This window comes from Rhodanobacter sp. UC4443_H10 (genome assembly GCF_052978325.1).
Window position 1 is genome coordinate 430,409 of the sequence record NZ_CM129668.1, and the last position, 24,946, is coordinate 455,354.

Sequence of the window (24,946 nt, forward strand, 5' to 3'; positions counted from 1 at the left end):
TGCGACTTTCTGGTATGGGTCGAACGGACTCAAATTTTAATAATCGAGGAGACACCTGATGAAACGTAAGGGCTTGTATTTTCTGATCGCGCTCGCCCTGGGCGGCGTAGGTGCCGTTCATGCGCAGGACACGGCTGCGGCACCGGCCGATGCCTCGAGCAGTGAAACCGCCATCTCGTCCTATGACGGGCGCTGGTATATCGCGCCGACGGTGGGGGGCTACGTCAACGACACCGAGCGCGATACCAATAGCCGCCAGATCTACTACGGCCTGGGTTTCGGTCGCTTCTTCTCGCCCAACATGTCGCTCGATTTCTTCGTCGACCGCACGAAGCGCAAGATGGACAAGGGCCCGGCCCTTGGCGGCGGTCACAGCAGCGATTCCTGGGCCAGCACCAATGTCGGTGCGGCTGCCCGGTTCTATGCCGGTGACTGGAATGCATGGCGCCCCTACGGCATGGTCGGCGTGATGGGCAGCCATCACCAGAACAAGCTGGACAATGGCTGGGCGCCTGCTGCACAGATCGGCGGCGGCGTGTCCAAGATGGTCACCGACAGCACCAACATCCGGTTGGAAGCGGGCTATCGTTTCGACTGGGACAAGGACACCCATCCCGCCAACAGCAGCTATGGTGACTGGTTCCTCGGCTTGACCGTTGCCTCGCGCTTTGGTGCGCCTGCCGCCGCTCCGGCGCCGGTAGCGGCACCGGTTGCACCCGCGCCGGCCGACTGCTCCACCCAGGACAGCGACCAGGACGGCGTGAACGATTGCGAGGACAAGTGCCCTGCCACCGCCGCCGGCACCATCGTGGGCCCGGATGGTTGCGCGCAGAAGGTGGTGATCGACCTGCGTGGCGTGAACTTCAAGTTCGATCGTCCGAAGGCCGGTGAAACCGATATCTCCAAGTCGCTCGCCGAGCCGACGGCCGATTCGATCTCGGTGCTGAACCAGGCCGTCGACACCTTGCAGCGTTACCCGCAGGTGCACGTGACCGTGGCCGGCTACACCGACTCGAAGGGCACGGACGCGTACAACCAGAAGCTGTCCGAGCGTCGCGCCTCGATCGTCTACAACTACCTGACCAGCCATGGCATCGATGCCAGCCGTCTGGAAGGCCCGATCGGCCACGGCGAGAGCAACCCCATCGGCGACAACGAAACCGATGCGGGCCGTGCGCAGAACCGTCGCACGGAGCTGCAGGTTCAGCAGTAAACGAACCGCGGTAGCTAACAGGGAAAAGCCCGGCTTCGGCCGGGCTTTTTTTGTCTTCGCCGGCGATGATTCTTGTTGCCCCGCGGCCCCGACCTATACGCTTGCACGATGTCCCGTCCTTCTTCCTTCCACCCGGCGCGCGCGACCGGGCCGACTCCGCCGCCGCGCTACGGGCTTGCCCGCGTGCTGTCCAAACTGGGCGTGTGCTCGCGCAGTCAGGCCGAGCAGTGGATTCGTGCGGGCCGGGTCAGTGTGGGCGGGCGGGTCGTCCGCGACCCCCAGCATCCGACCCTGATCGACCGCCAGGGGATCGCCATCGACGGCGAAGCCGTGGGCCGGGCCACGCCTGTCCACGTGGCCTTCAACAAGCCGCGCGGCATCGTGGTCAGCGCGGCCGACGAGCATGGTCGCGCGACGGTCTACACCGCGCTGGCGGCCGCCGGGCTGCCCTGGCTGGGTCCGGTCGGCCGGTTGGACAAGGCCAGCGAAGGACTGTTGCTGCTGAGCAACGACACCCGTTGGGCGGCTGCCATCACCGACCCGCTGACGCATCTGGAGAAGACCTATCACGTCCAGGTCGCGGGGCTGCCGGATGCTGCGGTGCTGGCCGCGATGCTGGCGGGCGTCGAGGATGCCGGTGAACGCCTGAAGGCGCGCCGCGTCACGCTGCTGCGTGCGGGCGCAAAGAATGCATGGCTCGAAGTGGTGCTGGACGAAGGCCGCAACCGACATATTCGCCGGCTGCTGGCGGCGCTGGGTTTCGACGTGATGCGGCTGATCCGGGTGGCGATCGGCCCGCTTGCGCTTGGCGAACTGGCGAAGGGCCAGTGGCGCCGGCTGGAAGAGCACGAGGTGCGTTCGCTGGCGGCGAAGCGGCCGTGATGGCGGCGCGGCCAGGCTGTGGCCGCACCAGTCTCGGTGTCAGCGCGGAATCACGCCCAGGGTTTGCCCGACCTTGGTGAAGGCTGCAATCGCCTGGTCGAGGTGTTCGCGGGTGTGCGCCGCGCTCATCTGAGCGCGGATGCGTGCCTGCCCCTGCGGCACGACCGGATAGAAGAATCCGGTGACATAGATGCCTTCCGCCAGCAGCGCGGCAGCCATCGCCTGCGCTTTGGGCGCGTCGTGGATCATCACCGGCACGATCGGGTGCACGCCCGGCTTGATGTCGAAGCCGGCGGCCGTCATCCGTTCGCGGAAATAGCGGGTGTTCTCCTTCAGCCTGTCGCGCAGATCGCCGGCGCTGGCCAGCATGTCGAATACCCTGATCGCGGCGGCCACCACGTGCGGCGGCAGCGAGTTGGAGAACAGGTAGGGGCGCGAACGCTGGCGCAGCAGTTCGACCACTTCCCGCGGCCCGGTGGTGAAACCGCCGAGCGCACCGCCGAGGGCCTTGCCCAGCGTGCCGGTGAAAATGTCGATCTTGTCCATCACGCCGTGCAATTCGGCCGAGCCGCGGCCGGTATCGCCGAGAATGCCGGTGCAATGGCATTCATCGATGTGCACCATGGCATCGTACTTTGCGGCCAGCGCGGTGATCTCGTCGAGTTTGGCGATGAAACCGTCCATCGAGAACGCGCCATCGGTGGTGATGAGCTTGGTCCGCGCGCCGGCCGCGTCGGCCGCCTGCAACTGCTTCTCCAGGTCGGCCATGTCGCTGTTGGCGTAACGGTAGCGGGTGGCCTTGCACAGCCGCACGCCGTCGATGATCGACGCGTGGTTCAGGGCGTCGGAGATCACCGCGTCTTCCTCACCCAGCAGCGGCTCGAACAGGCCGCCGTTGGCGTCGAAGCAGGCGGCGTACAGGATGGTGTCCTCGGTGCCGAAGAATTCGGCGATCTTCGCCTCCAGTTCCTTGTGCAGATCCTGGGTGCCGCAGATGAAGCGCACGCTTGCCATGCCGAAACCGTGGCTGTCGAGCGCATCCTTGGCCGCCTGGATCACCGCCGGATGATCGGCCAGGCCGAGGTAGTTGTTGGCGCAGAAGTTCAGCACCTTGCGGCCGCCTTCCAGCTCGATCTCGGCAGACTGCGGCGAGATGATGATGCGCTCGGCCTTGAACAGGCCGTACTCGCGGATGGCCGCCAGTTCGGTGGCGTAACGTGCTTTCGCGGATGGAGTCATGGAATCTCCGGGTGCAGAAGTGTGTGGCGTGGAGGTTGCGGCGGTGCTCAGTTCCAGGAGCAGACGACCTTGCCGCACTGGCCGGCATCCATCAGGTCGAAGCCCTTCTGGAAGTCGTCGATGTGGATCTGGTGGGTGAGCACCTTCTGCAGCGGGAAGCCGGTCAGCACCATCTGGGTCATCTTGTACCAGGTCTCGTACATGCGCCGGCCGTAGATGCCCTGCAGGGTGAGGCCCTTGAAGATCACCTTGTCCCAGTCGATGCCCGCCCCCTTGGGCTGGATGCCGAGCAGGGCGATCTTGCCGCCGTGGTACATGCAGTCGAGCATGTCGTTGAAGGCACGCGGGTTGCCGCTCATCTCCATGCCCACGTCGAAGCCTTCCATGTGCAGGTCTTTCATCGCGTCCTTGAGCGAGGCGTTGGCCACGTTCACCACGCGGGTGGCGCCCATGTCGGCAGCGAGCTTCAGGCGGAAATCGTTCACGTCGGTGACGACGACGTTGCGCGCGCCCACGTGCTTGGCGATGCCGGCGGCGATGATGCCGATCGGGCCGGCGCCGGTAATCAGCACGTCCTCGCCGATCAGGTCGAACTCCAGCGCGCAATGCGCGGCATTGCCGTACGGGTCGAAGAAAGCGGCCAGTTCGGACGGAATCTGGTCAGGGATCGGCCACAGGTTGGATGCCGGCATGGCCATGTATTCGGCGAACGCGCCGTTGCGGTTCACGCCGATGCCCACCGTATTGGGGCACAAGTGCTGGCGGCCGGCGCGGCAATTGCGGCAGTGGCCGCAGACGATGTGGCCCTCGGCCGAGACGCGGTCGCCAACCTTGTAGCCGGTGACGCCCGGACCGATCTCGACGATGCGGCCGACGAACTCGTGGCCGATGGTAAGACCCGGCTTGATGACACGCTGGCTCCATTCGTCCCACTTGTAGATGTGCAGATCCGTACCGCAGATCGCGGTTTTCTCGATCTTGATCAGCACCTCGTTGGGGCCGACCTCGGGCATCGGCACCTCTTCCATCCAGATGCCCTGTTCGGGCTTGCGCTTGACCAGGGCTTTCATTGTCTGCGGCATGGGAAATCCATCGGCTGGCCCGCGATGCGGGCGGTTAAACGTCAATTATAGAGCGCGGCGGCGCGTGACCGCTGTCCGTGCGAATTTTCCTGGTCGTGTGCGGCGCCTGGCGGCGCAAGTCACTGCGATGGCGCGGAAGGCACTTCAATGTGCTGGAAGCACCTGCGATCGCCTGCCGGGACGAGTATGCGTGCGCGCTGAATGTCGCAGGCATGACTTGCGGCATATGCCGCACTCGCCCGGCTCGGGCATAAGTCGAAAGTTATTGCGCCACTTTCGCCTGCTTCCCGGGGCCGGCTTTCACCAGGAGATTCCCTTTGCGCCGTCTATTGCTCGCTGCCGCCGTATCCGTCGGCTTCATCTCGTCCGCCCATGCCGTCGAAGGCATGTGGCAGCCCGCCCAGTTGCCGGGTATCGCCGCCACGCTGCAGCAGCACGGCCTGAAACTCGATCCGAAAACGCTGACCGACCTCACCGCCTACCCGATGGGCGCGATCGTCAGCCTGGGCGGCTGCACCGCCTCGTTCGTCTCGCCCGAGGGTCTGGTGGTGAGCAACCACCACTGCGTCTACGGCGCGCTGCAGCTGAACTCCACGCCGGAGAACAACCTGATCGAGAAGGGCTTCCTGGCGAAGACCCAGGCGGACGAGCTCTCCGCCGGCCCGTCCGCGCGGATCTTCGTCACCGAGGAAATCCGCGACGTCACGAAAGAGATCACCGCCAAGCTCACCGATGCGATGAGCGGCGCCGAGCGCTACAAGGCGATCGAGCTGGCGATCAAGGAGCAGGTCAAGGCGTGCGAGAGCGAAGGCTACCGCTGCGACGTCTACACCTTCCACGGCGGCTACAGCTATCAGCTGATCAGGCAACTGGAAATCAAGGACGTACGCCTGGTCTACGCGCCGCCGGAATCCATCGGCAAGTTCGGCGGTGACGTCGACAACTGGATGTGGCCGCGCCACACCGGCGACTTCGGCTACCTGCGCGCCTATGTCTCGAAGGACGGCAAGTCGGCCGCCTTCTCGAAGGACAACGTGCCGTACCGGCCGAAGCATGTGCTCAAGGTGAATCCGCAAGGCGTGGAAGCGGGCGACTACGTGATGGTGGTCGGCTACCCAGGTCGCACCAACCGCTATCGTCTCGCCGACGAGGTGCAGAGCTCGATCGACTGGGTCTACCCGACCCAGATCAAGGTATACGAGGACACGCTGAACATCATCAACACCGCCGGCAAGGCTGACCCCAAGGTGGCGGTGAAGTACGCCAGCATGGTCGCCGGTCTCAACAACTACCTGAAGAACTTCGGCGGCCAGCTCGAAGGCCTGCATCGCGCCGACGCGGTCACGGTGAAGCGCGCGCAGGAAGCGCAGCTGGAGGCCTGGCTGAAGCAGCAGGGCGGCGCCGATAACACCGCGCTGGCGGCCGATATCGGCAAGCTGCGCCAGCAGATCGCTGCCGACCGGGCCAATCGCGAACGCGACCTGGCCATCGGTCTGGTCAGCCGCGCCCAGCTGTTCGGCACCGCGGTGCGCCTGACCCACCTGGCGAAGGAGCGTCCGAAGGCCGATCTCGACCGCGACGCCGGCTACCAGCAGCGCGACTGGGTGCGCATCGAGGGTGGCCTGAAGCAGATGGACCGCCGCTACGACCCGGGCGTCGACCAGCAGTTCATGGTCTACGGCCTCAAGCGCTACGTGGCCTTGCCGCAGGCGCAGCGCCTGCCGGCGCTGGACAAGTGGCTCGATGGTGCAAGCACCGAGGCGGCGATCAAGGCGAAGGTTGCCGCGCTGTACGCCGGCAGCAAGCTCGGCAACGTCGACGAGCGCATGAAGTGGTTCGGCGCCGACAGCAAGGCGATCGACGCCAGCTCCGACAGCATGCTCAGGCTCGCCCGCGCGGTGCAGCCGCAGCTGAAGGCGCTGGAGAACGAATCCGATGCCCGCGCCGGCGAGATGAGCAAGCTGCGCCCGCGCTACATGCAGGCGATGATCGCGTGGAAGGACTCGCAGAAGCTGCCGGTCTACCCGGACGCGAACAGCTCGCTGCGCGTCACCTTCGGCAACGTGCAGGGCGTGGCGCCGCGTGATGGCGTGAGCTACGCGCCGTTCACCACCGCGCAGGGCATCGTCGAGAAGGACACCGGCATCGAGCCGTTCAACTCGCCCAAGGCCGAGCTGGTCGCGATCAAGGCCAAGGCGTTCGACAGCTATGCCTCGCCGAAACTGGGCACGCTGCCGGTCAACTTCCTGGCCGACCTGGACATCACCGGCGGCAACTCCGGCTCGCCGGCGATGGACGCGAACGGCCAGCTGGTCGGCCTGGCGTTCGACGGCAACTGGGAGTCGGTCAGTGGCGACTGGCTGTTCAACCCGCAGCTCAACCGCTCGATCCAGGTCGACGTGCGCTACATGCTGTGGGTGATGCACCACCTCGACCACGCCGACAACCTGCTGAAGGAAATGGGCGTGCCGGCGAAGTAAGCCGCACATTCGTGCATGCATCAGGGCCCGCGTCATCGGCGCGGGCCCTTCCGTTTTCCGTGCGGCGAACCCGGTCATGCGCGGGGCCGCGCCAAACCCGGAGCGGCAGATGCCGGCATGGCGGGCGGCTTGATTCAGCCGGCCGGTCTTTCCTCGGGGCGCAGCGTCAGGACCCGCACGCCGTTTCGCGTCACCGCCACCGTATGCTCGAACTGTGCCGACCATTTTCCGTCCCGAGTGACGACCGTCCAGCCGTCATCCTCGGTCCGCACGGTCCGGCGGCCCTGGTTGAGCATCGGCTCGATGGTGAACACCATGCCCTCCCGCAATACCAGACCGGTTTGCGGCCTTCCCCAATGCAACACCTGCGGCGGTTCGTGCATTTCACGGCCGATTCCGTGCCCGCAATACTCCCTCACCACCGAGTAGCCATTCCGTCGGGCGTGATGCTCGATGGCATGGCCCACATCGCCGAGCCGGGCACCCGGGCGGACAGCCCTGATCCCCTTCCACATGGCTTCATGCGCCACCTGCACGAGTCGCTTGGCCGCTGGCGTCACCTCGCCGACGAGGTAGGTCTTGCTGGAGTCGGCGATGAATCCATTTTTTTCCAGCGTGATGTCGAAATTCACGATGTCTCCGTCTCGCAGGATTTCCAACGGAGACGGGACACCGTGACAGACGACGTCGTTGCGTGAGGAGTTCAGTGCATGGGCATAGCCGTACTGCCCCTTGCTCGCCGGACGCGCAGCGAGTTCGTCCATGATGTAGCTTTCGACCAGGTCGTTCACCTGCATGGTCGACATGCCGGCCAGACTCAACTGGTCCACGTAGCCGAATACGTCGGCCAATAGCCTGCCCGACTCGGCCATCAGCGCGACTTCTTCCGGTCGCTTGGTCATGCGGCACCGGGTGCGAGCGGCCGTGCCTCGACACCGGCGGCGTGGAGTTCCCGCATGAGAACCTCCTGGAAAGTCAGCGTGGGGCTCATTTCACACAACATGCCGACCTTGATCCAGAAGGCCGCCTGCGCGTTGATGGATCGGCACGTCACTGCGCTCGCCCTGCGAATCTGACTGTGCAGATCGTCGTCGATGTTCACGATACCCATAAAACGTTCCATATATGTTTCATATATGGATGATATATTTTGGGGGTGTGGCTGGGCAAGCGGCGGATGTCATGGCTCATGGTGGCGACGGCACACCCTTGGCATCATGTCTGCGCACTTTTCCACCTCGTGGGGTGAGTGCCGTCGGCCGCGAGGCCGCTGGCGGTGCGGGCAGGGCGGTGCTCTCGTCTAAACTGCCGCGATGCCCGTTGATTCCCGCCCCCTGGCCATCTTCCTGATGGGCCCCACCGCCTCCGGCAAGACCGCGCTGGCATGCGCGCTGAGCGAGCGGTTTCCGCTGGATCTGGTCAGTGTCGATTCGGCGCTGGTCTACCGCGGCATGGACATCGGCACGGCAAAACCCGACCCGGTGACGCTGGCGCGCCATCCGCATGCGCTGGTCGACATCCGCGATCCCGGCCAGCCGTATTCGGCGGCGGATTTCCGCGCCGATGCGCTGCCGGTGATGCAGCGGATCAGCGCGCAGGGCAGAGTGCCGCTGCTGGTCGGCGGTACCGGGCTGTACTTCCGTGCGTTGCAGCAGGGGCTGTCCGACCTGCCGGAAGCCGACCCGGCCACCCGTGCGCGGCTGGCCGCCGAGGCGCAACAGCTCGGCTGGCCGGCCTTGCATGCGCGGCTGGCGGCCCTCGATCCGGCCGCCGCCGGCCGGATCGGCTGCAACGACGTGCAGCGCCTGCAGCGTGCGCTGGAAGTGATCGAACTGACCGGCCGGCCGCTATCCGAATTGCAGCGCGGCGGGACGGCGGCGCGCTTTCCGTGGCGCGTGCTCAAGCTGGCGCTGCTGCCGACCGACCGGCGCGTGCTGCACGAGCGCATCGCCCGGCGTTTCGACACGATGCTGGCGGAGGGCTTTCTGGACGAGGTGCGCGCACTGCGGGCGCGCGGCGACCTGCACGCCGACCTGCCGGCGATCCGCGCGGTCGGCTACCGGCAGGCGTGGGAACACCTCGATGGCCAGACCGATGCGGCCACGTTCCGCGACCGCGCCATCTACGCCACCCGCCAGTTGGCCAAACGCCAGATCACCTGGCTGCGCAGCGACACCGGCATCCGGATCGTCGAGCCGGATCGGCCCGATCTCGGCGAGCGGGTGCGCGCGGCGGTGGGCCTGTTTGTCGACGGCCCGGCTGGGGTCATGCCACCAGCGTGACCCAGTCCACCGTGGTGGAGCAAAAATCTTCTTTCATCAAGCATTTGAAAGCAGTTAACATCCGATCTTGTTGGGCCGGGGCGCCAGCGGCGTCTTTTCTCCGGTCTGGTCGTAGCAAGGGGAGAACAAGAAATGTCCAAGGGGCAATCGTTGCAAGATCCGTTTCTCAATGCGTTGCGGCGCGAGCGTGTGCCGGTGGCCATCTACCTGGTCAACGGCATCAAGTTGCAGGGCACGGTCGAGTCGTTCGACCAGTTCGTGGTGCTCCTGCGCAACCAGGTCAGCCAGATGGTGTACAAGCACGCCATTTCCACCGTGGTGCCGAGTCGCAACGTGCGCATCGGCAATGGTCACGATGGCCACGAAGGCCACGATCACCAGGCCGATACTTCGGCAACCGTCGAAGCGGGCACTTGATTGCGCGTGGGGTGATCCACATGAAGGGAGACTGTCCCCGCAGGATGCTGCCCCACCGTGTTTGACCGGCAAAAGAGAGGCGACCGCGCCGTCCTGGTACTTCCGCATTCGCGCGGCGAAGGCGATGCCGTGCGCCGCGCGGAGGAATTCGCCGAACTGGCCAAGTCGGCCGGTGCCGAGGTGTTGGCAACCATCGGCGCGCGCGTCGACGACGTCAATCCGCGTTACTACATCGGCAGTGGCAAGGCCGAGGAAGTCGCCGAGGCATCCCGTGCGCTGGAAGCCGACCTGGTGCTGGTCGACCACGTGCTCACTCCGGTGCAGGAGCGCAATCTGGAGAAACACCTCGGCGTGCGCGTGGTCGACCGTGCCGGCCTGATCCTGGACATCTTCGCCCAGCGCGCACGGTCCCACGAAGGCAAGCTGGAAGTGGAGCTGGCCCAGTTGAAGCACCTGGCCACGCGACTGGTGCGCGGCTGGACCCATCTGGACGCCCAGCGCGGTGGTGCCATCGGCAACCGCGGTCCCGGCGAAACCCAGCTCGAAACCGACCGCCGTTTGCTGGCGGTGCGGGTGAAGATGCTCACCAAGCGGCTGGAAAAAGTGCAGACCCAGCGTGGTCAGCAACGCCGTTCCCGCTTGCGCAACACCGTGCCGCGGGTGGCGCTGGTCGGTTACACGAACGCCGGCAAATCCACCCTGTTCAACGCCTTGACCCGCGGCTCGGTCTACGCCGCCGATCAGTTGTTCGCCACGCTCGACCCCACGGTGCGCAAGATCGAGGACTTGGCCTGCGGCCCGGCGGTGATCGCCGACACCGTGGGCTTCATCCGCGAACTGCCGCATGACCTGGTCGCCGCGTTCCGCGCCACCCTGGCCGAGGCCCGCGACGCGGATCTGCTGCTCCACGTCGGTGACGCTGCCGACGAGGAGCGCGTGCGCCTGCATCGGGTGGTCGATGCCGTGCTGGAGGACATCGACGCCGGCGACGTCCCGCAGTTGCAGGTGATGAACAAGATCGACCTAGCCGGTACCGAACCGCGGATCGAGCGCGACGCAACCGGCAAGCCGGTGCGGGTATGGCTGTCGGCCGCCACCGGCGCCGGCGTCGACCTGCTGCGCCAGGCGCTGGGCGAATTGCTCGGCGGCGACCGCGTGCAGTCGCCGCTGCATCTGCCCTTGTCCGCCGGGCGGCTGCATGCGCGCCTGAAGGCGGCCGGGGCGATCAGTGCCGAGCACGTGGACGAACACGGCTGGCAGCTGCGCATCGACGCGCCGCGCAGCGTGATAGCGCCGCTCAGCGGTGGTGAGGGCGCCGAGGCAGTGCTGTTGCGGGAACTGTTGAGTGCGGCCGGTTGATCGGCCGCGCCCGGACGGTTTCGGCTGCCTCTGCTAGAATACGCAGCGTTTGCGTCGGCCATGGCGGCATCGATGGTCCAGTGGTCACCTCGCCGTGTGCGAGGTGGAAGAAAGGCATGTTCCGGCCGTCGTTGCCGGCCTCCCGACGGCTTCAAGGAGACTGACTCGTGGCGTGGAATGAACCCGGAAAGAACGGGCAGAGCGATCCGTGGAACCGCAAGCGTCCTTCCGGCAAGTCGCCGCTGGACGACCTGCTGGCAAAGCTGAAGAACCGTGGCGGGAAGTTCGGCCAGGGCTCCGGCGGCATCCTCACCGGCGTGCTGGTGCTGATCGTGGTGGGCCTGCTGTTCAGCAGCTACACGATCATCGGCGCGCGCCAGCAGGGCGTGGTGCTGCGCTTCGGCCAGTACTCGCGCACCTTGCCGCCCGGCTTCCACCTGAAGTTTCCGCAGCCGATCGAATCGGTCACCAAGGTCGAGGCCACGCGTATCCGCTCGGTCACCGACAAGGTGGCCATGCTGACCCGCGACGAGAACATCATCACGATCGACTTCACCGTGCAGTACCAGGTGGATGATTCGCGCAAGTACCTGTTCTCGCTGACCGATCCGGACGGCACCATCAGTGCCGCCGCCGAAGCCGCCGTGCGCGGCGTGATCGGCGGCAGCGACATGGACCAGGTCCTGTCGGCGGCCGGCGCCAACCTGGTCACCCAGGCGCAGCAGGCGTTGCAGCGGACGCTGGACGTCTACGATTCGGGCTTGCGCGTCACCGAGGTGAGCTTCCAGAACGTGGCGCCACCCGATGAGGTGAAGGACGCCTTCGACGACGTCAACAACGCGCGCGAAGACAAGCAGAGCATCGAGAACGCCGCGCTGGCCTATTCCAGCAAGGTCGTGCCGGTGGCGCGCGGCGAAGCGGCCCGCATCGCGGCGGAAGCGGCTGGCTACAAGGCCGAGCGCGTCGCCCGCGCCGAAGGCGACACCGATCGCTTCAACCTGTTGCTGGCGCAGTACAAGGCAGCGCCCGAAGTGACCCGCAAGCGGTTGTGGCTGGAGACCATGGAAGAGGTGATGGCACACAACACCAAGATCGTCGACGACGCCAGCGGTCGCAACATCATCAACCTGCCCTCGACGCCGGGCGCCGCATCCCAGGCGGGGACGACCCAGGTCGGCGCGATCGTGCCGCCCCCCGCAACGGCAAGCAGTGCGAGCGACAAGGGAGCACAGCCATGAACCGCATCGTTGCCGCATTCGTTGCCGTCGTGGTGATCCTGCTCGGCTTGAGCAGCATGTTCGTGGTGAGCGAAGGCCACAGCGCATTGGTCCTGCAATTCGGTCGCATCGTGCACACGGACTACCAGCCGGGCCTGCATTTCAAGCTGCCCGTGCTGCAGCAGGTGATCCATTTCGACAAGCGCATCCTGTCGCTCGACGCGCCGCCCGAGCGCTACTTCACCTCCGAGAAGAAGAGCGTCAACGTCGATTTCTACGTCAAGTGGCGCATCGCCGACAACGCGGCCTATTACCGCGCCACCGGCGGCGACCAGCTGCAGGCCGCGCAGCGGCTCACCCCCATCGTCAAGGACGCGCTGCGGTTCGAGTTCAATGCACGCACCTTGCCCGACCTGATCTCCGGCGGGCGCAAGGACATCACCGAGCGGGTGCGTGCTCAGACCGATCTTTCCGCGCGCAAGAACCTGGGCATTGCGGTGGTCGACGTGCGCATCAAGCGCATCGACCTGCCCAACGAGGTCAGCGAATCGGTGTACAAGCGGATGCGTGCCGAGCGCCTGCAACTGGCCAATGAACTGCGTTACACGGGCCAGGAAGCGGCGACCCGGATCAAGGCCGACGCGGATCGCCAGGCGCAGGTGCTGGAAGCCGATGCCAACCGGGATGCCGCCAAGGTGAAAGGCGAGGGCGATGCCGAAGCCGCCGCGATCTATGCGCGTGCCTACAGCAAGGACCCGGAGTTCTACGCGTTCTATCGCAGCCTGGCGGCCTATCGTGCGTCGATGGAAACCGGCAACGGCGTGCTCATCCTCAAGCCTGATTCGCCGTTCCTGCATTACTTCGACGACCCCGCACCGCGGAAGTAGGCCGCATCGACCCGCGCAGCGGGCGTTTACCCAGGCAGCCCCGTGGCGGGGCGGCAAACTAACGAAACGAGAGTTCACATGGGCAAGTCAGTCGTAATCCTGGGCGCGCAGTGGGGCGACGAGGGCAAGGGCAAGATCGTCGACCTGCTGACCGAGCGGGTCAGCGCGGTGGTGCGCTTCCAGGGCGGCCACAACGCCGGCCACACGCTGGTGATCAAGGGCAAGAAGACCGTGCTGCACCTGATTCCCTCGGGCATCCTGCGCGAAGACGCGCTGTGCCTGATCGGCAACGGGGTGGTGCTGTCGCCCGAGGCGCTGATCAACGAGATCAGCGAATTGGAAGCCAACGGCGTCGAAGTGCGCTCCCGCGTCAAGATCAGCCCGGCGACACCGCTGATCATGCCGTACCACATCGCCGTCGACAAAGCTCGTGAAATCGCCGCCGGCGGCAAGGCCATCGGCACCACCGGCCGTGGCATCGGTCCGGCCTACGAGGACAAGGTTGCCCGCCGTTCGATCCGCGTTGCCGACCTGATGTACCCGCACGAATTGCCCGCGTTGCTCAAGACCGCGGTGGACTACCACAACTTCATCCTTACCCAGTGGCTGAAAGCCGAGCCGGTCGATTACGACACCGTGCTGAAAGATGCGCTGGCCTGGGGCGAGTACATCCGCCCGCTGGTCGACGACGTCGCCACCATCCTGCACGACGTGCGCAAGGGCGGCGGCAACATCCTGTACGAGGGCGCGCAGGGCGCGCTGCTGGACATCGACCACGGCACCTACCCGTACGTCACGTCCAGCAACACCACCGTCGGCGGCGCGCTGGCCGGCACCGGCGTGGGTACGCAGGACATCGACTACGTGCTGGGCATCTGCAAGGCCTACGCCACCCGCGTCGGCAGCGGTCCGTTCCCGACCGAACTCAATGACGAGATGGGCGAGCTGCTGCGCAAGAAGGGCAACGAGTTCGGCGCCAGCACCGGCCGTCCGCGCCGCTGCGGCTGGATCGACCTGGTCGCGCTCAAGCGCGCCACCCAGATCAACGGCATCAACGGCCTGGCTATCACCAAGCTCGACGTGCTCGACGGCCTGTCCACCATCAAGGTCTGCATTGCCTACGAATACCGGGGCAAGCGCCGCGAGCTGGCGCCGCTGGATGCGGACGGCTGGGACGAGTGCAAGCCCGTCTACCTGGAATTTCCCGGCTGGGAAGAATCCACCGCCGGTATCCGCGACTGGAACAAGCTGCCGCCCGCCGCCCGCGCCTACCTGCGCGCCGTCGAGGAGCTGTCCGGTTGCCGCCTGGCGCTGGTCGCAACCGGTGCGGACCGGGAAGACACCATCGTGCTGGATGACCCGTTCGCCTGAGGTCCGTACGCCCCGCCGCGCACTGGCGCAAGGCGGGGTTCGCTGATCAGGCGCGGTTGTGCGAGCGCATGGTGCGCTGCTTCTCGATCTGCCAATCGCGTTGCTTCTCGGTCTCGCGCTTGTCGTGCTCCTGCTTGCCGCGGGCCAGGCCGATCTCGACCTTGACCTTGTTGCCTTTCCAGTACATCGCCGTGGGCACCAGGGTGTGGCCCTTGCGTTCGACCGCACCGACCAGCTGGTCGATCTCCTTGCGGTGGAGCAGCAGCTTGCGGGTGCGCCGATCCTCGGCGATGACGTGCGTCGACGCGCTGATCAGCGGCGGGATCGAGCAGCCGACCAGGAACACCTCGTTCCTGAGGACCACCGCATAACTGTCGCCGAAATTGATGCGGCCGGCACGCAGTGCCTTCAGCTCCCAGCCTTGCAGGGCAACGCCGGCCTCGAAGCGCTGGTCGATGTGATATTCGAAGCGCGCGCGCTTGTTCAGCGCGATGGTGCCGCCGCCCTTGGTGTCCTTGTCCTTGCTCTTGGCCATGTCCGCTAAACTTCGGGCCACTGGGCGGCCGCATTGCCCGCCGCCCCATCGGGGCGACGCATTTGTCGAGATGGCGCCTCGGGGCGGGCGCTCACTTGATCTTCGCATTCATGGATGAATGCACAAGCCCGAGAGGTTGTCGTGATCGAAATACGTCGCAGCGCGTTGGTGAAGTACTCGCCGGCGCAGATGTTCGAACTGGTCAATGAGGTGGAAGCATACCCAAAGCGCTTCGCCTGGTGTGCGGACGCCGAAGTGCTGGAGCGCGGCGACAACGTGGTGGTGGCCAGGCTGGATCTCAAGTTTGCCGGGTTCAGCCAGAGCTTCACCACGCGCAACGTGCTCGACGCGCCGCGGCGCCTGGAGATGAACCTGGTCGAAGGACCATTTCGCAGCCTGCATGGCGTGTGGGATTTCACCGCGCTGGGTGATGCCGGCAGCAAGGTCGCCTTTGCGCTTGATTTCGATTACGCGGGCAGGCTCGGCGGTGCCGCCTTGCGGCTCGGCTTCCAGGGGCTGGCCGGGCGCATGGTGGATGACTTCTGCCGCGAAGCGGAGCGCCTCCATGGTTGAGCCGTCGATCGGCATCGAGGTGGTGTTTGCCGATGGCGATTCGGTGGTGGTGCGTCGTCGCGTGCAGGTCGCCGACGGTTGCACGGTGGCCGAGGCGGTCACCGCCAGCGGCATCGCGTCGTCGCTGCCGGCAGGTGCCATCGATCCGGCCCGGCTGGGCATCTTCGGACACAAGGTCGTTGCCGGGCAGCGCGTGCGCGACGGTGACCGCATCGAGATCTGCCGACCGCTGACACTCGACCCGATGGAGGCGCGGCGCCGGCGTTCGCGCTGAAACCCTGCCGCCCGCGCGCCAGCCTCAATGGCCGCCGTCGGTCCCCTGGCCCAGGCCGCCGTCGTTCTTCTTGTCATCCGGTGACTGGCTCTTGTCGCCCTGGGTTTCGTTCGCCGGATAACCCGAGTTGTACTTGCGGCTTTCCCTGATCAGCTGCTGCGGATCGCGGGCGAAGAAGTCGCCTTCGGTGTGCACCAGGGTGTCGTTGTTGAAGGTCAGCTTGAACGTGCGCACCTTGGGCTTGCCGCCGCGGCGGGACTGGGTGGACACGTAGTCCCAGCGGCTGTTGTCGAACGGCGTGCGCACCGACGGCGTGCCGAGCAGCAGAAGGACCTGGTGCTTCGTCATCCCCGGCTTCAGCTGATCCACCATCTTTTCGTCCAGCAGATTGCCTTGCTGCACGTCCGGCGTGTACGCGATGTGGCAACCGGCGACGGCAAGTGCCAGCAGCGCAACAACCGGCAGGATGATCAGCTTTTGCATGCGTGTTGCGTCCAGGGTCGTGAAGGTGTCGGATGATACACTACCGGCTCGGGCTCGCCGTGCGTGGAGAGAGGCTATGGAACAGGAAACCAGAGAGCTGCGTCGGGTCGGTCTCAAGGTGACCCATCCGCGCATGCGCATCCTGCAGGTGTTCGACGACGAGAGCGAACGCCACTTGACGGCCGAGGACGTGTACAAGCACCTGCTGGCCCAGAAGGAGGACATCGGGTTGGCGACCGTGTATCGGGTGCTGACCCAGTTCGAGGCGGCGGGGATCATCGTCAAGCACAATTTCGAAGGCGGCCAGGCAGTCTACGAACTCGATCGCGGCAAACACCACGACCACATGATTGACGTGGACAGCGGCAAGGTGATCGAGTTCATCAGCGAGGAGATCGAGCGCCTGCAGCACGAGATCGCCGCCAAGCACGGCTACGTGATCGAGGATCACAGCCTGGTGCTCTACGTGCGCCCGAAACAGCGCGCCCGCAAGGATTGAAGCCGGGCGCCCGACGCCTCGTTCGTATTCGTCATGCCAAGAAAAAAACCGCAGGTGGACTCCTGTCCGCCTACGGTTGATGCCTTGCCGGTCGGATGGCGCGCGGTGCGCGCGCGTATCCATCCGGCAGCGGCGAAACGGCATCCTGCCGTTTTCTCAGAATCACCGTCCCCACGGTGACCCTGATCCGCCATCTCACGACGGCGGTTCCCCCACATCGATGACGACATCCTAACGATGTCTTCACGTTGCGCATATCGGAAAAATTCCTAGTCCAGGCGACTGCGTTCGGTGCTGCTTTTGTTGCCTCGCAGCAAAATACGCAGGTGCACGCCAGGGTGGTCGGTGCGCAGGCGGAACTGTCCGCCCAGCGAGGTCACCCGGTCGCGCATGCCCTGCAGGCCCCGCCCGCCGCGCGGGAGGCGATGGGGCAGGCCGGTACCGTCATCACGCAGATCGAGCAAGGCGACGGCGATGCCGTTGCGTTCGCCGATCCGCAGCCGCAGGCGGAATTCACTGGCGCAGGCGTGCTTGACGGTGTTGGTGGCGCTTTCCTGAGCCAGCCGGTAGATCGCCGTGCGGGTGTCATCGTCGAGCAATCGCGGGTCGCCGTGGAGTTCCACGTGGTAGCGCATGCCGGCACTGGTCAGCAGGTCGCGGATCGGGCCTTCATCCAGCGCGCGCAGCAGGCCGAACTCGTCCAGGATCGCCGGGCGCAGGTCGTCCAGCAGGCGATGCAGGGCGCGGCGCATGTGGGCCAGGATGGTGTTGATCGAGATGCTCACGTCGTCCATTCCGACCTCGTGCAAACGCGCCTGGGCCAGTTTCACGTGGGTCTGGATCGCGGTGATGTTCTGGCCCAGTTCGTCATGCAGTTCGGCCGCAAGATGCCGCCGCTGGTTCTCGTCGGCCTGCAGGTTGCCGCGTGCGGCGTCACGCAGCTGTTGGGCCAGATGATCCAGGCGGCGATTGACGGCCCCGAGGTAGACGTTCTGCTCCGCCACCCGTTCGCTGCTGCGCCGCAGGGCGTCGGTGGCCGAACCGAGCATCAGCGCGCCGGTGCCTGCCACGGCCAGGAACAGGTAGGCGGCGGCGGTCGAGGGCGTGTGGCCCAGGTGCACGTCCACCAGGGTCATGCCCAGACTGCTGATCAGCATGGCGAGGCTGGCGCCGCGCCAGCCATGGCGGAAGGCGAAAAACAGCACCGGCGCCAGCGACAGCACCCGCGCGAACTGCGGCTGCGGCGCGGCGCGCTCGGACAGCACCAGCAGGATGGCCATGGATGGTGCCAGCACCAGCAGCACGTCCGTCAGCAGGCGCATCACCGAGGCACGCTCCAGCCGCGTGTGCAGCAGCATGATCAACACCGGCGCCACCAGCAGGATGGCCAGATAGTGGCTGAGCAATTCCTCGGCGATGACGCGGATCATCAACTCTGGCGTTTCCGACCAGTTGGTGAATGCGAGCAGCGCGGCGTCCGCGGCGGTCGTGACCGTGACCACCAGCACCACCGAAAGCAGCAGCCGGGTCACGTCCTGCGGGCTGTGCAGGCTGGGATGCAGGTGCAGCCGGCGCAGCAGCCACATGCAGGCCATCATCACCAGGAATGCCGGCAGCACGTCTGCCAGCACGCCGCTGATGTGCAGCGGTGATCCATGCCACCAGGCGGTGCTGGCGCAGGCGAGCAGTTCCGCGGCGAGCAACCAGCCCCAGTGGCGCAACGGTACCAGCAGGAGTGCGGTGAAACGCAGGCCGTAGGGCAGCATCCAGTAGGGTTGTGCCGTGGCGCCGAGCAGCAGCCACAGCACCAGATAACCTGCGCCGATGAGCGGCCCGGAATCGGGCAGGAGAGATGGCTTGAATCGCATCCGGCGATGGTACATGCGCCGTGCGCGGGGTGGCGTGCCGGGGTACTTGGCCTGGCGTGCTGTCCCGGGCGCGCCTTCCTGTGTCAGAGTAGGAAGATGTACAGCATCGTTCTGGTTGACGACCACGCCATCGTTCGAGAGGGCTTCAAGCGCCTGATCGAGCTGGAATCGGACCTGGAAGTGGTTGCCGAATGCCGCAACGGCGACGACGCGGTGGAGGCGGTCGGCCACTGGCGCCCGGACCTGGTGGCGCTGGATCTTTCCTTGCCCGACGGCAGCGGTTTGCCGTTGATCGAGCATCTGCTCAGCGTGCATGCGGCCACTCGCGTGGTCGTGTTGAGCATGCATGATGGCGACGCTTACGTTTCCGAGGCGTTGCGTCGCGGGGCCAGCGGGTTCGTCACCAAGGGCGTCGCGCCGGAGGAACTGGTGGCGGGCCTGCGCGCCGTGATGCAGGGCGAGTGCTTCCTCAGCTCGGACCTGCGCCAGCGCCGCACCGAGCGCCCCAACGACGCGCTCGATCCGGTCAACCGGCTGACCGCCCGCGAGCGCGAAGTGTTCCTGTTGCTGGCCGGGGGGCGCACGCCCAAGCAGGTCGCTGCCGACCTCGGCATTGGCCAGAAAACCGTGTACATCCACCGTGCCAGCCTGATGGGCAAGCTCGGCGCCGGATCGGAACTGGACCTCTATCGCATGGCGACCGAGCGCGGCCTGCTGTCGACGACGGTCTGAGGACAGCCGCCTTCAGGTCGCCTGCGCGCGCTCCAGCATCTGCCTGGCGTGAGCCCGGGTCTCGCGGGTGATTTCCACGCCGCCGAGCATGCGAGCCAGCTCGTCGCGCCGGCCTGCGGCGTCCAGTTGTTCGATCCGCGTGCGGGTGGTGTCGCCGTCGCTCTGCTTGCTCACCCGCAAGTGGGCGTGACCTTGCGCGGCGACCTGCGGCAGGTGGGTCACGCAGAGCACCTGGCGACGGCTTCCCAGCGCACGCAGTTTCTGGCCGACCACCTCGGCGACCGCGCCGCCGATGCCGCTGTCGACCTCATCGAAGACCATGCTGCCGATCGAATCCTTGCCCAACGTAGCCACTTCGATGGCCAGACTGATGCGCGCAAGTTCGCCGCCGGAGGCGACCTTGCGCAGCGGCCGCGGTGGCTGGCCAGGATTGGCGCTGACCAGCAGCTCGCAGCGCTCCCGGCCCTGGGCGTCGGGTTCGTCGCCGGGCGTCGGCACCAGCTCGACGCGCAGTACGCCACCGGCCATGCCGAGTTCGCCCATCAGCGCACTGACTTCCTCGCCGAGCTTCGTCGCGGCAGCCATGCGCGATTGACCCAGCAGGTCCGCCGCGCGGGAGTATTCCTGTTGCAGGCGCTGAAGCTGACCGCTCAACTGTTCCAGTGCGTCGCCGGCGCCTTCGAGTTCGGCGTGCTCGGCGCGCAGCGCCAGCAGCCTCTCGTGCAGGGCTTCCGGCGGCAGCCGGTGGCGGCGCGAGAGCGCGTGCAGATGGCTCAGCTGCTGGTCGAGCGCGGCGTAGCCGGCCGGATCGAGGTCGACGTCTTGCGCATAGCGGCCCAAGCCGTCGGCGGCTTCGCCCAACTGGATACCGGCGTTGTCGAGCAGCTCCAGCCAGGGTGCCAGCCGGTCGTCCAGGGCGGCGAGTTTGCCCAGCTCGGCATGCGCACGACCCAGGGCCCGGCGCAGGGCGAACTCGCCCTCGCCATCGAGCAGTTCCACCACGCCGGCGCTGCCTTCCGCCAGGCGGTCGGCGTTGGCCAGGCGCTTGTGGTTGGCCTCCAGTTCGGCCAGTTCGGTGGGTGGCAGCGCCCATTGCTCCAGTTCCGCCAGTTCATGGCGCAGCAGCTCCAGCCGAAGTTCGCGATCCTCGCCGCCACTGAGCTTGTGCATGCGCTGGTTCAACTCGCGCCACTGCTCCGCCTGGCGGCGCACCTGGGCGATCAAGTCATCGTGGCCCGCATAAGCGTCGAGCAAGGCCAGCTGATGGGCCCGCGAGAGCAGCGCCTGGTGTTCATGCTGGCCGTGGATCTCGACCAGCAAGGCGGCCAGCTCGCCGAGCTGGCGCGTGTTGGCGGGGCGGCCGTTGATCCAGGCGCGGGAGCTGCCTTCGGCACGCAACACTCGCCGCAACTGGCAGTTGCCGTCTTCGTCGAGTTCCTCCCGGCGCAACCATGCCTGCGCGTCGGGCAGTCCGGTCAAATCGAACTCCGCGGCCAACTCGGCGCGGTCGCTGTCCGCGCGGATCATGCCGCTGTCGGCGCGTGCGCCGGTCAGCAGCATCAACGCGTCGACCAGCAGCGACTTGCCGGCGCCGGTCTCGCCGCTGACCACGGTCAGGCCGGGGCCGAAAGACACCTCGGCGGCCTCGACGACGGCAAAATGGCGGACATAGAGCGAAGTGAGCATGGGCAGTTCGGCATTGGAATGGGAGAATTGTAGCGGGAGCCCGGGTGGGCAAAACACCGCATTCGCTTGCAAGCCGCGCGTGCAGACCTTATTTCTGTCGGGTCTCAGGAACTGCTACGGACATGATCCTTCCACACGGCCATGACCTCGATGCCCGCACGCGGCGCCTGCTGCGCGCGCTGATCTCCCAGTATCTGGTCGACGGCGAGCCGGTGGGGTCGCGCACGCTGGCGCGCTCCTCGGGGCTGGACGTCAGTCCGGCGACGATCCGCAACATCATGGCCGACCTGGAAGACGCCGGCCTGGTCGCTTCGCCGCACACCTCGTCAGGCCGCGTACCCACGCCGCGCGGCCTGCGCCTGTTCGTGGACAGCCTGATCGAGTTGCAGCCCTTGCCGCGCGCCGAACTGGCGCGCTTGCAGAGCGAACTGCCACCGGGGCCGGCCACCACGCGCGACCTGCTCGGCAACGTGTCGACTTTGCTCTCGGCGATGACCCGCTTTGCCGGCGTGGTGACGGTGCCGCGCCAGGCCGACTTCCCGCTGCGCCACATCGACTTCGTGGCCCTGCCCGATGCGCGGGTGCTGGTGATCCTGGTGTTTACCGACAACCAGGTGCAGAACCGCATCGTGCAACTGCTCAAGCCGTTGCCCGCCGGTGAGCTGGAGCGGGCGGCCAATTATCTCAACACCCACTTCGCCGGGCTGCGCGTGGACGATATCCGCGCCCACTTGCTGGCCGAGGTACGCGAAACCGGCAGCGAGCTCAACCGGCTGCTGGCCAGTACGGTGGAGCTGGCCACGGCCTCGTTCGCGCCGCAGGCCAGCGATGCCGACATGCTGGTCAGCGGGCAGACCAACCTGATGGCCTGCGCCGAGCTGGCCGACCTGCAGCGGCTGCGCGACCTGTTCGACGCGTTCCAGCAGAAGAACGAGCTGCTCCAGCTGATGGAAGTCTGCGCGAAGGCGCCGGGGGTACGGCTGTTCATCGGCGAGGAGTCGGGCTTCGCGGCACTGGATGGTTGCAGCGTGGTCACGGCCAGCTATGGCGCGCAGGGGCGAATGCTCGGCGCTGTCGGCGTGATCGGACCCACGCGCATGGCCTACGAGCGGGTGATTCCGGTCGTGCAGGCCACGGCCGGATTGCTGAGCGACGCCTTGAATCGGGTCGCGGTGACCCTATAACCGGCAGCAGAGGCGGGATTTCTGGTTGATTTGGATGGCGGGCCACGGTGCCGGCCGCGAACTTTTTGTTGGGAGTGACGCATGCACGACAACGACACCCAGGCGCATGACGAGGCCATGGACCCCGGGTCGGCACCAGCCGTCGACGGCGACCAGTTCGCCAAGCTGCAGGCCCGCGTGGCCGAACTGGAGGCGATCAACGCCGAGCTGCAGGAAACGGTCTTGCGCGAGAAGGCGGAGATCGAGAACCAGCGTCGGCGCCTGCATCGGGACCTGGAGCAGGCCCGGCGGTTTGCCAACGAGAAACTGCTGAACGAATTGCTGCCGGTATACGACGGACTGGAGAGCGGCCTGGCAGCCGAGGGAGGCGACGTCGCCTCGATACGCGAGGGCCTCGGTCTCACCCTGAAAGCGCTGCTCAAGGTCGCCGGGAACCACGGCATGGCGCAGGTCGATCCGATCGGCCAGCCGCTCGATCCCGAGCGCCACCACGCGGTGAGCATGGTCGCGGCCCCCGGCCAAGCGCCGGGCACCGTGGTCAGCGTGCTGCAGAAAGGCTACGTGCTGAACGATCGCCTGCTGCGTCCGGCGCTGGTCGCCGTGGCGAAGGACTGAGCGCATCGCACGCCGCCGTCGGCATTGAATCGCTGCGGCAGAACCCCATCTGGAAACCATCGCGGCCGCCGGGCCGCCAATAGATTCGGAGCATGAACATGGGCAAGATCATCGGCATCGACCTGGGCACCACGAACTCCTGCGTGTCCGTGATGGACGGCAGCACGACCAAGGTCATCGAGAACTCGGAAGGCGATCGCACCACGCCGTCCATCGTCGCCTTCACCAAGGACGGCGAGGTGCTGGTCGGTGCCTCGGCCAAGCGCCAGAGCGTGACCAACCCGAAGAACACCTTCTACGCGGTGAAGCGCCTGATCGGTCGCAAGTTCAACGACGCCGAGGTGCAGAAGGACCTGAACATCGTGCCGTTCGGCATCGTGGCGCACGACAACGGCGACGCCTGGGTGCAGACCTCCGACGGCAAGAAGATGGCACCGCAGGAAATCTCCGCCAAGGTGCTGATGAAGATGAAGAAGACCGCCGAGGACTATCTCGGCGAAACGATCACCGAGGCGGTGATCACGGTGCCTGCGTACTTCAACGACAGCCAGCGCCAGGCGACCAAGGACGCCGGCAAGATCGCCGGCCTGGAAGTGAAGCGCATCATCAACGAGCCGACCGCGGCCGCCCTGGCCTACGGCCTGGACAAGAAGGGCGGCGACCGCAAGATCGTGGTCTATGACCTCGGCGGCGGCACCTTCGACGTGTCGATCATCGAGATCGCCGAAGTCGACGGCGAGAAGCAGTTCGAGGTGCTGGCCACCAACGGCGACACCTTCCTCGGTGGCGAAGACTTCGACATGCGCGTCATCGACTACCTGGTCGAGGAGTTCCAGAAGGAGCAGGGCATCGACCTGCGCAAGGACCCGCTGGCGCTGCAGCGCCTGAAGGATGCGGCCGAGCGCGCCAAGATCGAGCTGTCCTCCAACCACCAGACCGACGTGAACCTGCCGTACGTGACGGCCGACGCGTCCGGCCCGAAGCACCTCAACATCAAGCTGACCCGGGCCAAGCTCGAGGCGCTGGTGGAGGATCTGGTCAAGCGCACCATCGAGCCGTGCCGCACCGCGCTGAATGACGCCGGCCTGCGCGTGTCCGACATCAACGACGTGATCCTGGTCGGCGGCCAGACCCGCATGCCCAAGGTGCAGGAGGCAGTGAAGGACTTCTTCGGCAAGGAGCCGCGCAAGGACGTCAACCCGGACGAGGCCGTCGCCGTGGGCGCGGCGATCCAGGGCGGCGTGCTGGGTGGTTCGGTCAAGGACGTGCTGCTGCTCGACGTGACCCCGCTGTCGCTGGGCATCGAGACCATGGGCGGCGTGATGACCAAGCTGATCGAGAAGAACACCACCGTGCCGACCAAGGCGGCGCAGACCTTCTCCACCGCCGACGACAACCAGACCGCGGTGACCGTGCATGTGCTGCAGGGCGAGCGCGAGCGCGCCAGCGCGAACAAGTCGCTGGGCAAGTTCGACCTGCAGGGCATCGAGCCGGCGCCGCGCGGCATGCCGCAGATCGAGGTCACCTTCGACATCGACGCCAACGGCATCCTGCATGTGTCGGCCAAGGACAAGAAGACCGGCAAGGAACAGAAGATCGAGATCAAGGCCGGCTCGGGCCTGTCCGACGAGGAAATCCAGCGCATGGTCGCCGATGCCGAGGCGAACAAGGAAGAGGACAAGAAGTTCCACGAGCTGGTCGCCACCCGCAACAAGGCCGACCAGCTGGTGCATGCCACCCGCAGCGCGCTGAAGGAGCATGGTGGCAAGGTGCCGGCCGACCAGCTGTCCACGATCGAAGGCGCGTTGTCGGATCTGGAAAAGGCCAAGGATGGTGACGACAAGGCGGCGATCGAGGCCAAGGTCGAGAAGCTGGAACAGGTGGCCCAGGCGCTCTACGCCGCGGCGCAGGGCGGCCCGGCCGATGCCGGCGCGCAGTCCGCGCCGGGCGGCTCGGCGCAGCCGGACGACGTGGTCGATGCCGAGTTCACCGAAGTGAAAGACGACAAGAAGTAAGCGGCATCGTCATCGGCACGGCCCGATGGCCAGCCCGCGCCAGGAACGTTCCT

24 protein-coding genes are annotated in these 24,946 nt (G+C 66.3%); 16 read left to right on the forward strand and 8 right to left on the reverse strand.

Features of this window, described 5'->3' with window-relative positions; all coding sequences use genetic code 11:
* Nucleotides 1–58: 58 nt before the first annotated feature.
* Complete coding sequence (locus ACVCMB_RS01960; protein ID WP_395118089.1) at nucleotides 59–1,213, forward strand: OmpA family protein; 1,155 nt, start codon at nucleotides 59–61, stop codon at nucleotides 1,211–1,213.
* 108 nt (nucleotides 1,214–1,321) lie between these two features.
* Complete coding sequence (locus tag ACVCMB_RS01965; RefSeq protein ID WP_447106010.1) at nucleotides 1,322–2,095, forward strand: pseudouridine synthase; 774 nt, start codon at nucleotides 1,322–1,324, stop codon at nucleotides 2,093–2,095.
* Between the two features lie 39 nt (nucleotides 2,096–2,134).
* On the opposite strand, the gene kbl is transcribed toward ACVCMB_RS01965, so the two are convergent.
* Together kbl and tdh are read right to left on the reverse strand one after the other, a co-directional pair.
* Nucleotides 2,135–3,334, reverse strand: coding sequence for a glycine C-acetyltransferase (gene kbl / locus ACVCMB_RS01970; RefSeq protein ID WP_395118093.1), 1,200 nt, complete (start codon nucleotides 3,332–3,334; stop codon nucleotides 2,135–2,137).
* Between the two features lie 47 nt (nucleotides 3,335–3,381).
* On the reverse strand, nucleotides 3,382–4,416 hold the full coding sequence (gene tdh, locus ACVCMB_RS01975) for an L-threonine 3-dehydrogenase (protein WP_395118094.1): 1,035 nt from the start codon (nucleotides 4,414–4,416) through the stop codon (nucleotides 3,382–3,384).
* 317 nt (nucleotides 4,417–4,733) lie between these two features.
* Between tdh and ACVCMB_RS01980 the strand changes: the two genes are divergently transcribed.
* On the forward strand, nucleotides 4,734–6,896 hold the full coding sequence (locus ACVCMB_RS01980; RefSeq protein ID WP_447106011.1) for a S46 family peptidase: 2,163 nt from the start codon (nucleotides 4,734–4,736) through the stop codon (nucleotides 6,894–6,896).
* A 134-nt stretch (nucleotides 6,897–7,030) separates the two neighbouring features.
* Here ACVCMB_RS01980 and map read toward each other — a convergent pair whose 3' ends face one another.
* Together map and ACVCMB_RS01990 are read right to left on the reverse strand one after the other, a co-directional pair.
* A complete protein-coding gene (map, locus tag ACVCMB_RS01985; RefSeq protein WP_447106012.1) occupies nucleotides 7,031–7,798 on the reverse strand; it encodes a type I methionyl aminopeptidase in 768 nt (255 codons plus the stop codon).
* Nucleotides 7,795–8,007, reverse strand: a complete 213-nt coding sequence (locus ACVCMB_RS01990) for a ParD-like family protein (RefSeq protein ID WP_395121377.1) — start codon at nucleotides 8,005–8,007, stop codon at nucleotides 7,795–7,797. Before ACVCMB_RS01990 ends, map begins: the two co-directional genes overlap by 4 nt.
* A gap of 202 nt (nucleotides 8,008–8,209) precedes the next feature.
* On the opposite strand from ACVCMB_RS01990, the gene miaA reads away from it, so the two are divergent.
* The 6 genes from miaA to ACVCMB_RS02020 all read left to right on the forward strand — a co-directional run bounded on the left by miaA (nucleotide 8,210) and on the right by ACVCMB_RS02020 (nucleotide 14,429).
* Nucleotides 8,210–9,178 carry a tRNA (adenosine(37)-N6)-dimethylallyltransferase MiaA gene (gene miaA / locus ACVCMB_RS01995; RefSeq protein WP_447106013.1) on the forward strand — a complete coding sequence of 323 codons (969 nt, stop codon included), beginning with the start codon at nucleotides 8,210–8,212 and terminating at the stop codon, nucleotides 9,176–9,178.
* Between the two features lie 132 nt (nucleotides 9,179–9,310).
* Nucleotides 9,311–9,595 carry an RNA chaperone Hfq gene (gene hfq, locus ACVCMB_RS02000; RefSeq protein WP_395118103.1) on the forward strand — a complete coding sequence of 95 codons (285 nt, stop codon included), beginning with the start codon at nucleotides 9,311–9,313 and terminating at the stop codon, nucleotides 9,593–9,595.
* A 57-nt stretch (nucleotides 9,596–9,652) separates the two neighbouring features.
* Nucleotides 9,653–10,954, forward strand: a complete 1,302-nt coding sequence (hflX, locus tag ACVCMB_RS02005; RefSeq protein WP_447100485.1) for a ribosome rescue GTPase HflX — start codon at nucleotides 9,653–9,655, stop codon at nucleotides 10,952–10,954.
* A 167-nt stretch (nucleotides 10,955–11,121) separates the two neighbouring features.
* Entirely contained in the window at nucleotides 11,122–12,192 is a 1,071-nt protein-coding gene (gene hflK / locus ACVCMB_RS02010; RefSeq protein ID WP_395118107.1) for an FtsH protease activity modulator HflK, read from the forward strand.
* Nucleotides 12,189–13,058, forward strand: a complete 870-nt coding sequence (gene hflC / locus ACVCMB_RS02015; protein ID WP_395118109.1) for a protease modulator HflC — start codon at nucleotides 12,189–12,191, stop codon at nucleotides 13,056–13,058. Before hflK ends, hflC begins: the two co-directional genes overlap by 4 nt.
* A 78-nt stretch (nucleotides 13,059–13,136) precedes the next feature.
* A complete protein-coding gene (locus ACVCMB_RS02020; RefSeq protein ID WP_447099060.1) occupies nucleotides 13,137–14,429 on the forward strand; it encodes an adenylosuccinate synthase in 1,293 nt (430 codons plus the stop codon).
* Nucleotides 14,430–14,475: 46 nt separating this feature from the next.
* On the opposite strand, the gene smpB is transcribed toward ACVCMB_RS02020, so the two are convergent.
* A complete protein-coding gene (gene smpB / locus ACVCMB_RS02025) occupies nucleotides 14,476–14,964 on the reverse strand; it encodes an SsrA-binding protein SmpB (protein WP_395118114.1) in 489 nt (162 codons plus the stop codon).
* Nucleotides 14,965–15,105: 141 nt separating this feature from the next.
* Here smpB and ACVCMB_RS02030 point away from each other — a divergent pair, with 141 nt between their 5' ends.
* A complete protein-coding gene (locus ACVCMB_RS02030) occupies nucleotides 15,106–15,537 on the forward strand; it encodes a type II toxin-antitoxin system RatA family toxin (protein ID WP_447099059.1) in 432 nt (143 codons plus the stop codon).
* Nucleotides 15,530–15,811: an RnfH family protein gene (locus tag ACVCMB_RS02035; protein WP_395118118.1), complete on the forward strand. Its 282-nt coding sequence runs from the start codon at nucleotides 15,530–15,532 to the stop codon at nucleotides 15,809–15,811. The genes ACVCMB_RS02030 and ACVCMB_RS02035 overlap by 8 nt, the downstream gene beginning before the upstream one ends.
* Before the next feature lie 24 nt (nucleotides 15,812–15,835).
* Here the strand turns inward: ACVCMB_RS02035 and ACVCMB_RS02040 are convergent, their stop codons facing one another.
* Nucleotides 15,836–16,294: an outer membrane protein assembly factor BamE gene (locus tag ACVCMB_RS02040; protein ID WP_395118120.1), complete on the reverse strand. Its 459-nt coding sequence runs from the start codon at nucleotides 16,292–16,294 to the stop codon at nucleotides 15,836–15,838.
* A gap of 76 nt (nucleotides 16,295–16,370) precedes the next feature.
* Here ACVCMB_RS02040 and fur point away from each other — a divergent pair, with 76 nt between their 5' ends.
* The gene (gene fur / locus ACVCMB_RS02045; RefSeq protein WP_395118122.1) at nucleotides 16,371–16,793 is read left to right on the forward strand and encodes a ferric iron uptake transcriptional regulator; all 423 of its coding nucleotides are present in this window, start codon (nucleotides 16,371–16,373) and stop codon (nucleotides 16,791–16,793) included.
* Nucleotides 16,794–17,062: 269 nt separating this feature from the next.
* On the opposite strand, the gene ACVCMB_RS02050 is transcribed toward fur, so the two are convergent.
* The gene (locus tag ACVCMB_RS02050) at nucleotides 17,063–18,661 is read right to left on the reverse strand and encodes an MASE1 domain-containing sensor histidine kinase (RefSeq protein WP_447106014.1); all 1,599 of its coding nucleotides are present in this window, start codon (nucleotides 18,659–18,661) and stop codon (nucleotides 17,063–17,065) included.
* Between the two features lie 96 nt (nucleotides 18,662–18,757).
* On the opposite strand from ACVCMB_RS02050, the gene ACVCMB_RS02055 reads away from it, so the two are divergent.
* Entirely contained in the window at nucleotides 18,758–19,393 is a 636-nt protein-coding gene (locus ACVCMB_RS02055) for a response regulator transcription factor (protein ID WP_395118124.1), read from the forward strand.
* 12 nt (nucleotides 19,394–19,405) lie between these two features.
* Here ACVCMB_RS02055 and recN read toward each other — a convergent pair whose 3' ends face one another.
* Nucleotides 19,406–21,079, reverse strand: a complete 1,674-nt coding sequence (recN, locus tag ACVCMB_RS02060; RefSeq protein ID WP_447106015.1) for a DNA repair protein RecN — start codon at nucleotides 21,077–21,079, stop codon at nucleotides 19,406–19,408.
* A 122-nt stretch (nucleotides 21,080–21,201) separates the two neighbouring features.
* Here recN and hrcA point away from each other — a divergent pair, with 122 nt between their 5' ends.
* The 3 genes from hrcA to dnaK all read left to right on the forward strand — a co-directional run bounded on the left by hrcA (nucleotide 21,202) and on the right by dnaK (nucleotide 24,893).
* The gene (gene hrcA / locus ACVCMB_RS02065; RefSeq protein WP_395118128.1) at nucleotides 21,202–22,263 is read left to right on the forward strand and encodes a heat-inducible transcriptional repressor HrcA; all 1,062 of its coding nucleotides are present in this window, start codon (nucleotides 21,202–21,204) and stop codon (nucleotides 22,261–22,263) included.
* An 81-nt stretch (nucleotides 22,264–22,344) separates the two neighbouring features.
* Entirely contained in the window at nucleotides 22,345–22,878 is a 534-nt protein-coding gene (gene grpE / locus ACVCMB_RS02070) for a nucleotide exchange factor GrpE (RefSeq protein WP_395118130.1), read from the forward strand.
* Nucleotides 22,879–22,976: 98 nt separating this feature from the next.
* Complete coding sequence (gene dnaK / locus ACVCMB_RS02075) at nucleotides 22,977–24,893, forward strand: molecular chaperone DnaK (RefSeq protein ID WP_395118132.1); 1,917 nt, start codon at nucleotides 22,977–22,979, stop codon at nucleotides 24,891–24,893.
* The last annotated feature ends 53 nt before the right edge of the window (nucleotides 24,894–24,946 follow it).